The sequence below is a fragment of the Paenarthrobacter sp. NPDC089714 genome (assembly GCF_044748905.1).
Taxonomy (GTDB): Bacteria; Actinomycetota; Actinomycetes; order Actinomycetales; family Micrococcaceae; genus Arthrobacter.
The window spans coordinates 1-1267 of the sequence record NZ_JBIVGX010000046.1 but is presented as its reverse complement, the minus strand read 5'-3'; the positions used below and the strand labels follow the sequence as shown (position 1 = coordinate 1267).

Sequence of the window (1267 nt, the reverse complement as noted above, 5' to 3'; positions counted from 1 at the left end):
GGGCGGAGTCATAGGGTCGTTGCAACGCTCTGATTGATGGAGCGTGTTGTGGTCAGGAATTTTTCGTTGGACGCCCGGCGGGAGTTTGTTGATTTGGTGTGTGCCGGGTGGCCTGTTCGCAGTGCTGCCCGGCGTGTCGGGGCGGTTCATAAGTCTGGCGCGAACTGGTGGGCTCAGTCTGGCCTGATGATGACGGTGAACAGAGGTGCTGTCGGGGGTCTTGCCGACCCTGCGCCTTCAGCGACAGGTCCTGGCAGGGCTTTGGATCTGGGAGAGCGGGGCATGATTCAGATGGGTATTGGGATGGGGCTCAGTTACGCCAAGATCGGTGCTGCTATTGGTCGTGACAAGTCCGTGGTCTGGAGGGAGGTCAAGCGGCACACGTCCGCGGACGGGAATTATTACGCCTCAGCCGCTCACGCGAAAGCGCATCAGGACCGGCGCCGGCCTAAACCGTTCAAACTGGTCCAGAACGAGGATTTGTGCCGCCTGATTGCGGTATGGATGGATGACGGGTGGAGCCCGAAGCTGATCTCTTCGATGTTGGCGTATTACTTCGACGACGATCAGACTATGCAAGTGAGCCACGAGACGATCTACCAGGCCCTCTACGTCCAAACCCGCGGGAACCTGCGGACAGACCTGGCTGAAAAGCTCAGCTTGAAACGCAAACAACGCCTCCCCCACACCGCTGACCGCCGCGCGAACAGCCCTTATAAAGAGGCTTTCAAGATCAGCCAGCGCCCCGCCGAGGTCCAGGACCGGGCAATACCCGGGCACTGGGAAGGCGACCTGATCATCGGCACTAACGGCACAGCGATCGGAACCTTGGTCGAACGCTCCACCCGGTTCACGATCCTGCTGCACCTGCCAGGGGACCATACCGCCGAAACCGTAGCTACCGCGATGATCCGGGAGATGGCTTCCCTCCCAGATCACCTGCGACGCTCGATCACCTGGGACCGCGGAACCGAGTTGGCCGACTACGCCAAAATCCAAACGGCGCTCGAAACGACCCTCTTCTTCTGCGACCCGCACTCACCCTGGCAACGCGGCACGAACGAGAACACCAACCGGCTCCTGCGGTTCTGGTTCGAAAAAGGCACCGACCTTTCAACACACACTGCCGAAGACCTGAGGCTTGTCGCGGCGAAACTGAACCGCAGACCCCGACCCACCCTCAACCTCGAAACCCCAGCCAACCGGCTTAACCAGCTGCTACAAGCGGCCTAACCCCCCAGCGTTGCTCCCACCCCTTGACTCCGCC

1 protein-coding gene is annotated in these 1267 nt (G+C 60.8%); it reads left to right on the top strand.

Annotation, left to right across the window (positions count from 1 at the left end; genetic code table 11):
* Positions 1-186: 186 nt before the first annotated feature.
* Positions 187-1233, top strand: coding sequence for an IS30 family transposase (locus ACIPY3_RS23190; RefSeq protein ID WP_400337916.1), 1047 nt, complete (start codon positions 187-189; stop codon positions 1231-1233).
* The last annotated feature ends 34 nt before the right edge of the window (positions 1234-1267 follow it).